At 65.9% G+C, this 7,959-nt stretch carries 5 protein-coding genes and 1 pseudogene; 5 read left to right on the top strand and 1 reads right to left on the bottom strand.

Annotated elements, in window-relative coordinates:
• Positions 1-72 precede the first annotated feature (72 nt).
• From kdpB to K7W03_RS25765, 4 genes and pseudogenes are all read left to right on the top strand, one after another.
• Positions 73-1,320: pseudogene (gene kdpB / locus K7W03_RS25780) on the top strand (potassium-transporting ATPase subunit KdpB); the annotation flags it as partial.
• Between the two features lie 23 nt (positions 1,321-1,343).
• Positions 1,344-1,928 carry a potassium-transporting ATPase subunit KdpC gene (kdpC, locus tag K7W03_RS25775; protein WP_222887768.1) on the top strand — a complete coding sequence of 195 codons (585 nt, stop codon included), beginning with the start codon at positions 1,344-1,346 and terminating at the stop codon, positions 1,926-1,928.
• Entirely contained in the window at positions 1,925-4,585 is a 2,661-nt protein-coding gene (locus tag K7W03_RS25770; protein WP_222887767.1) for a sensor histidine kinase, read from the top strand. Before kdpC ends, K7W03_RS25770 begins: the two co-directional genes overlap by 4 nt.
• The gene (locus K7W03_RS25765; protein WP_222887766.1) at positions 4,582-5,292 is read left to right on the top strand and encodes a response regulator; all 711 of its coding nucleotides are present in this window, start codon (positions 4,582-4,584) and stop codon (positions 5,290-5,292) included. The genes K7W03_RS25770 and K7W03_RS25765 overlap by 4 nt, the downstream gene beginning before the upstream one ends.
• Positions 5,293-5,425: 133 nt before the next feature.
• Here the strand turns inward: K7W03_RS25765 and K7W03_RS25760 are convergent, their stop codons facing one another.
• Positions 5,426-7,321: a potassium transporter Kup gene (locus K7W03_RS25760; RefSeq protein ID WP_222887765.1), complete on the bottom strand. Its 1,896-nt coding sequence runs from the start codon at positions 7,319-7,321 to the stop codon at positions 5,426-5,428.
• Between the two features lie 214 nt (positions 7,322-7,535).
• Here K7W03_RS25760 and K7W03_RS25755 point away from each other — a divergent pair, with 214 nt between their 5' ends.
• Entirely contained in the window at positions 7,536-7,826 is a 291-nt protein-coding gene (locus tag K7W03_RS25755) for a hypothetical protein (RefSeq protein ID WP_222887764.1), read from the top strand.
• Positions 7,827-7,959 lie beyond the last annotated feature (133 nt).

The raw sequence follows: 7,959 nt of genomic DNA, 5'->3' as shown, positions 1-7,959 counted from the left end.
AGTGCTGTGCTAGAAATCATCTCAGCGTGGCTCCCCTAGCTTGGAAAGGATGTCAGCGAGGACCGCTTTCATGCCACCCTCCTCTCCGCCATCGGCATAGCGGGCATGGACCGGCTGGTGCGCTTCAACGTGCTGGCCAAATCGGGCAGAGCGGTGGAAGCGGCGGGGGACATAGACACGCTGCTGCTCGACAAGACCGGCACCATAACCGTCGGCGACCGTCAGGCGACCGAGTTCCGCCCCGTCGGCGGAACGTCCCCGGCCGAGTTGGCGGAAGCGGCGCTGCTCGCCAGCCTCGCCGACGAAACGCCGGAGGGCCGCTCCATCGTCCTGCTAGCGCGGGAGAAGTTCGGGCAGAGCGCGGATGCGCTGCCCAAAGGCGCGGTGGTCGTTCCCTTCACGGCACAGACCCGCATTTCCGGCGTGACGCTGGGCGGTTCGACCATCCACAAGGGGGCGGTGGACAGCATCCTGCGGGCCAATCCCGCCCTAGACAGGGAAGCCGCAACCCAGGAACTGCGCCGCATCACCGACGAGATCGGCCGCGCGGGCGGCACGCCTCTGGCAGTGGCGAAGGATGGGAGGCTGCTTGGCGCGATCTTCCTCAAGGACATCGTCAAGGCGGGCATTCGCGAACGCTTCGGGGAACTGCGGCAGATGGGCATCCGCACGGTGATGATCACCGGCGACAATCCCCTTACCGCCGCCTCCATCGCGGCGGAGGCGGGGGTGGACGACTTCCTCGCCCAGGCCACGCCGGAGGACAAGCTGGCCCTGATCCGCAAGGAGCAGGAAGGCGGCCGGCTGGTCGCGATGTGCGGCGACGGCACCAATGACGCCCCGGCGCTGGCGCAGGCGGATGTCGGCGTCGCCATGAACACCGGCACACAGGCCGCGCGGGAGGCGGGCAATATGGTCGACCTCGACAGCGATCCGACCAAGCTGATCGAGGTGGTGGGCCTGGGCAAGCAATTGCTGATGACGCGCGGCGCGCTGACCACCTTTTCCGTCGCCAACGACGTCGCCAAATATTTCGCGATCATCCCCGCCATGTTCGTGGCGCTCTATCCGGGGCTGGGGGTGCTGAACATCATGGGCCTTGCCAGCCCGGAAAGCGCGATCCTGTCCGCGATCATCTTCAACGCGCTGATCATTCCCTGCCTGGTGCCGCTGGCCCTGAGGGGCGTGACCTACCGGCCCATCGGCGCCGGGCCTCTGCTGGCGCGGAACCTCGCCATCTATGGGCTGGGCGGGCTGGTCGCGCCGTTCGCGGGCATCAAGCTGATCGACCTTGCCGTGAATGGACTGGGTCTGGCGTGACGAACGGCGGAAAGGATAGCAGAATGTTCACCGACCTTAAAACCTCCCTCCGACCCGCGCTCGCGATGACGCTGCTCTTCGCGCTGCTGCTGGGCATCGCCTATCCGCTGGCGCTGACCGGCATCGGGCAGGCGCTTTTCCCGTTCCAGGCCGATGGCAGCCTGATCGGGCAGAGCGGCAGGCCGGTGGGCTCCACGCTGATCGGCCAGAATTTCGCCAGCGACCGCTATTTCCATTCCCGTCCGTCAGCGGCGGGCAAGGGCTATGACGGGCTCGCCTCCTCCGGTTCCAACCTGGGGCCCTCCAGCAGGGCGCTGGCCGACCGCGTCGCCCGCGACATTCAGGCCCTGCACTCGCCCGGTCGTCCCGTTCCGTCCGATCTGGTGACAACCTCCGCATCGGGGCTGGACCCCCATATCAGCCCCGATGCGGCCTTTTTTCAGGTCGGGCGGGTGGCGAAGGCGCGCGGTCTGGAGCCGGGCCAGGTTCGCGCGCTGGTCGACCGGAGCATCGAGCGACCGCTTCTGGGCTTTCTGGGGGAAGCGCGGGTCAATGTCCTCGAAATCAATCGACGGCTGGATGGCATCGGCGCTAATCAGGCGGGATGAGCGAACCGGACCGCCGCGATCCAGAAGCCTATCTGCGTCAGGCGGCGCGGGAAGGCCGCGGGCGTCTGAAGATATTCCTCGGCGCGGCGCCGGGCGTCGGCAAGACCTATGAGATGCTGATCGACGGCATGCAGCGCCTGAAGGCCGGCGTCGACGTGGTGGTGGGCGTGGTCGAGACCCATGGCCGGCGGGAGACGGAGGCGCTGCTCCACGGCCATGAGGTCATTTCCCGGCGCGCAGTCGATCATCAGGGCCATGGCCTGGGCGAGATGGATCTGGACGCGATCCTCGCCCGCCGCCCCGGGCTGGTGCTGGTGGACGAACTCGCCCACAGCAACGCGCCGGGCAGCCGCCATCCGAAACGCTATCAGGATGTGGAGGAGCTGCTCGATGCCGGGATCGACGTCTATTCGACCGTGAATATCCAGCATGTCGAGAGCCTGAACGACGTCGTCGCCTCCTTCACCCGCGTCCGGGTGCGCGAGACGGTGCCGGATTCCATCCTCGAAACGGCGGAGATCGAGGTGGTCGACATTCCGCCCGACGAGCTGATCGATCGGTTGAAGGAGGGCAAGGTCTATATCCCGGCGGAGGCCAGCCGGGCGCTCAACCATTTCTTCTCCAAGTCCAATCTGACCGCGCTGCGCGAGATGGCGTTGCGCCGCGCCGCGCAGGCGGTGGACGCGCAGATGCTGGACTATGTGCGCGCCCATGCGCTGGCGGGCAGCTTCGCGGCGGGCGAGCGGGTCGTCGTCGCCATCGGCGAACTGCCGAGCGCGCAGGGGCTGGTCCGCGCCGCCAAGCGGCTGGCCGACGCGCTGAAGGCGCCCTGGACCGCCGTGCATATCGAAACGCAGCGCAGCCTGGCCTTCACGGCGGAGGAGCGCGGCCATCTGGCCGACACCATGGCGCTCGCATCGCGCCTGGGCGGTACGACCGCGACCATCCCCGCCCCCAGCGTCGTGGCGGGGCTGCGCCAATATGCGGCGGACGCCCGCGCCACCCAGATCGTGATCGGCAAGGCGAGCCGAAGCTGGTGGTTCGAACTGCGGCACGGGTCGGTGGTCGACCGTCTGGTCCGCGCCATGGAAGACGTCGCCATCCACGTCCTGCCGGGCGACCGGTTCGCGCCGCCCCGCCGAACGGCCCGCATGGGTCCATGGGGCAAGCCCGCCGACTATCTCTGGTCCACGGCGATGATCGCGCTGATGACCGCCATAGGGCGGCTGCTGGTCCAGACCATCGCGCTCGGCAATATCGCCCTGCTCTATCTGGTGCCGGTGATGTTCGCCGCCGCCAGCTTCGGCCTGCGCGCCGGGCTGTTCGCGGGGCTGCTTTCCAGCCTCGCCTATAATTTCTTCTTCCTGCCGCCCACCGGCACGCTGACCGTCAGCAATCCGGAAAATGTCATCTCCATCCTCGTCCTGCTGGGCGTCGCCATCGTCACCAGCCAGTTCGCCGCCCGCGTCCGCGCCCAGGCGGACCTGGCCCATGGCAGCGCCCGGCAGAATGCGGCGCTGGCGGGATTTTCCCGGCAACTGACCGCGGCGGCCAGCCAGGACGAGCTGATGCATGCCATCTGCGCCGAAGTGGGGCGAATGTTCGACGTGCGCACCGTCCTCCTCCTCCCATCGCCCGACGGTCCGCAACTGCGCGCCGCCGTGCCGCCGGAGGACCGGCTGGAGCAGATAGAGAAGGCCGCCGCCCAATGGGCGATGGACAATGAGCAGCCCGCCGGGCGCGGTTCCTCCACATTGACGGCGTCGGACTGGCTGTTCCACCCGCTGCGCACGACGCGCGGCGTGCTGGGCGTGCTGGGACTGGCGCGGGAGGATGCGGGGGAGCCGTTGCGGTCCGACCAGTTGCCGCTGCTCATGAGCCTGCTCGACCAGGCGTCCATCGCCTTCGACCGCATGGCGCTGGAGGAGGAGATGCTGGACGCCCGCCAGATCCGCGAGCGCGACCGGCTGCGTTCCGCCCTGCTCTCCTCGGTCGGGCACGACCTGCGCACGCCGCTCACCACCATCATCTCCGCCGTGCATGAACTGAAGCGCCAGCACCCCTGCGACCTTGCCGACACGGTGGAGGCGGAGGCGTTGCGGCTGACCCGCTTCGTCGCCAATCTGCTGGACATGGCGCGGGTGGAGGCGGGCGCCCTGCCGCTGAAGCTGGAGCCCGTGGACCTGTTTGACGCGGTGGCGGGCGCCGTCCACGATACGCGCCAGTCGCTTGGCCGGCATGAGGTGAAGGTCGACATATTGCCCGATATTCCGCTGGTGCGGGTCGATCCGACGCTGCTGCACCATATCCTCATCAACCTGCTCGACAATGCGGGGCGCTATGCCGATGCGGATACGCCCGTGACCATCCAGGGCCAGCGGCTGCCCGACGCGATCACCCTGTCGGTGATCGATCAGGGACCGGGCATCCCGCCGGGGAGCGAGGCGCGCGTCTTCGACACCTTCACCCGCATGGAGGGGTCGGACCGGGCGAAGCATGGCACCGGCCTTGGCCTTGCCATCGTCAAGGGCTTTGCCGAGGCGATGGGGCTTGGCGTATCGGCCGCCAACCGGGCCGATCCGCCCGGCGCCTGCTTCACCCTGCGCTTTCCGCAGGCCTCGATCCTGTCTCCGCTTGCTGACGAGGACATGTCATGACCACCCGTTCATCCGGTCGCCACAAGGTGCTGATCATCGATGACGAACCGCAAATCCGTCGCCTGATCCACGCGGCGCTGACCCGCGCCGACCATGCGACGGTGGAGGCCGCCAATGCGCGCGAGGCGCTGGACAAGTTGCGGGAGGAGCGACCCGACATCTGCCTGCTCGACCTGGGCCTGCCCGACCGCGACGGGCTGGAGCTGGTGCCGCTCATCAAACGGGATTCGGACGCCAGCCTGATCGTCATATCGGCGCGCGACGCGACCGAGCAGAAGGTCGCCGCACTGGACCTGGGCGCGGACGATTATCTGACCAAGCCCTTCGATACCGACGAGATGCTTGCCCGCGTGCGCGTGGCGCTGCGCAACCGCATGACCAAGGATGGCGGCGTTTCGATGGTCCGCGCAGGGGATGTGGCGATCGACCTGATGGCGCGGATCGTGACAAGGGGCGGACAGGAAGTGCATCTGACGCCGAAGGAATATGGCGTGCTGGCGCAACTGGCGAAATATCCGGGGCGGGTGATCACCCATCAGCAGATCATGGCGCAGGTCTGGCCCAACGAGCATGCGCATCATGTCGAATATCTGCGCGTGCTGGTGCGGACCCTGCGGCAGAAGTTGGAAGACGACCCGCAGCGGCCCCGCATCATCGCGAACGAACTGGGGATCGGCTACCGGTTGAAGGAAGTGGATGGGGGTTGAGCCCCCTCCTCCCTCTAACCATCATCGCCACGGAGCGGAAATCCACCCTCCATAAGAAGCCCCAGACAGCACGTCCGGAGGATGGGTTCCCGCCTTCGGGAATGACGGGGTGAAGTTGAAAAATGAAGGGGAATCAGATTTCGACCTGCGACCCCAGTTCCACCACCCGGTTCGTCGGCAGCTTGAAGAAATCCATGGGCGTCACGGCATTGCGCATCATCCAGGCGAACAGCTTTTCCCGCCAGATCGCCATGCCGGGCTTTTCCGACGGGATCAAAGTCTGGCGGCTGAGGAAATAGCTGGTCTGGCTGACATTGATGGGGCCGCCGCAGCCCTGGACCGCTTTCATCGCGGCGGGAATGTCGACTTCCTCCATGAAGCCGTGGCGCAGCACCACACGGTAGAAGCCTGCCCCCAGTTCCGTCACTTCGGAACGGCCGGTGAGCGGCAGATGGGGCACGCCCTCGGTCCGCACGGTCAGGATGATCACCCGCTCGTGCAATATCTTGTTATGCTTCACATTGTGCAGCAGCGCCGGCGGCACGCCCTCCACACGGGAATTGAGGAAGATCGCCGTGCCCGGCACCCGCTTCAGGGAACCGGAGACGGACTGGATGAACAGTTCGACCTCCATCGCTCCTTCCAGCAGATAGAAGTTCATGATCTTCCGCCCGGTCGACCAGGTCGTCAGGATGATGAACACCACCGCCGCCACCAGCAACGGGAACCAGCCGCCATCGGGAATCTTCGTCGCGTTGGACAGGAAATAGACGCCGTCCACAGTGAGGAACAGCCCCGTCACGCCAGCGGCGAGCAGCCTGTTCCAGCGCCATACGCTGAAGGTCAGCACCGCCATCATGCAGGTGGTGATGACCATGGTCCCCGTGACGGCAATCCCATAGGCGGCGGCCAGGTTGCTCGACGACTGGAAGCCCAGCACCAGCAGCACGACCAGGAACAGCAGCGCCCAGTTGACCAGCGGCACATAGATCTGCCCCGCCGCCGAAGCGCTGGTATGCGCGATCTTGAGGCGCGGCAGGAAGCCGAGCTGCACCGCCTGCTGCGTCACGGAAAAAGCGCCGGAAATCACCGCCTGGCTGGCGATCACCGTGGCGAGCGTGGCCAATATGACCAGCGGCAGCCGCGCCCATTCCGGCGCGAGCAGGAAGAAGGGGTTCTCCGCCGCCTCAGGCAGGTCCAGCAGCAGAGCGCCCTGGCCCATATAGTTGAGCAGCAGGCAGGGAAAGGCGGCGTAAAGCCAGGCTATGCTGATCGCCTTGCGCCCGAAATGGCCCATATCGGCATAGAGCGCCTCCGCCCCCGTCACCGCCAGTACGACCGAACCCAGCGCCAGGAAGGCGAGCTTCGCATCGAGCGCGAAGAAATGGATGGCCCACATCGGGTTGACGATGGCGACAATCCCCGGATGGCGTACGATGTTGAGGATGCCGAGCGCCGCCAGCACCAGGAAATAAACCGCCATGATGGGCCCGAACAGCGCGCCCACCCGGGCGGTGCCATGTTTCTGGATCAGGAACAGCCCGATCAGAATGACGATGGCGATGGGAAGGACGAAGGGCGCAAATCCGTCATTCACCGTCTCCAGCCCTTCCACGGCCGAGAGCACGGATACGGCGGGGGTTATGATCGCGTCGCCATAGAATAGCGCTGCCGCCAGAACGCCCAATATGGCGATGGTCGGCGTCCATCGGCTCTCCCCCAGCTTGCGGGAGATCAGGGCGAGCAACGCCATGCTGCCGCCTTCGCCATGATTGTCGGCGCGCATGATGATGAACACATATTTGACCGTGACGATGAGCGTCATGGTCCAGAAGACCAGCGACAAGACGCCATAGATATGGGCAGGATCGACCGCCAGCGGATGGTGGCCGACGAAGCTCTCCTTCAGGGCATAGAGCGGCGAGGTGCCGATATCCCCGAACACCACGCCCAGCGCCCCCAATGCCAGAAGCGACAACTTCCCCTGCGGATGGCTATGGCCCACCCCCTCGCCCGCTCGATCCGTCATCCGTACCGTCACTCGCTGTTGCCGGGCCGCCCATCGCACGAAGCCGCATTATATTTCCAGTGGGGCTTTATGCGATCGGCATAGGATTCGCATAGGAATGCCGGAAAACTCCCCCGAATCCTATGAAATTTCAACGCGGACGATCGGTTCTCGCTCTCGATAAGCTATGCGGGAATGCGCAATTGAACATTCTCCGGGAAGGAGAATGCGGAAAATGTCGGACTGGCATGAACATCTGGTGGCCAGGATCGGGTTGAGGCTGGCGGGCCTGATCCTGTTGATCTCCACCTGGCCAGAAGGCGGGCTGCTGCGCAGGCTGGTCATGGAGAATCCGGCAGCGGACATGACCATGACTGAATTTGCGCTGGCCGCGCTGCTGTTTCTGAGCGCAAGCGCGGGTGCGGCCCTGACGATGATGGGCGCGCGTCTTTGGCAGCCGGTAGAGCTTTCAGCGCGTTGGACCAGCGCCATGGGGGCTCGGCCCAAGGTTGGAGGGTGGGTTTGAGGAGTGATTTGGGTTGGGCTGGTGGTTTGCCAGGGCGGCCTGAGGGTCTGCGCTTGGGGGGCATTGCGCCTGGGCGCAGGAGATTGCGAATGGGTTAATGTGAAGCGCGAGCTATAATGCCTGGCGACGCCCT

This window comes from Sphingobium sp. PNB (assembly GCF_019873065.1).
Taxonomy (GTDB): Bacteria; Pseudomonadota; Alphaproteobacteria; order Sphingomonadales; family Sphingomonadaceae; genus Sphingobium; species Sphingobium fuliginis.
The sequence above is the reverse complement of the archived record's forward strand: the minus strand, read 5'-3'. Positions and strand labels throughout refer to the sequence as shown.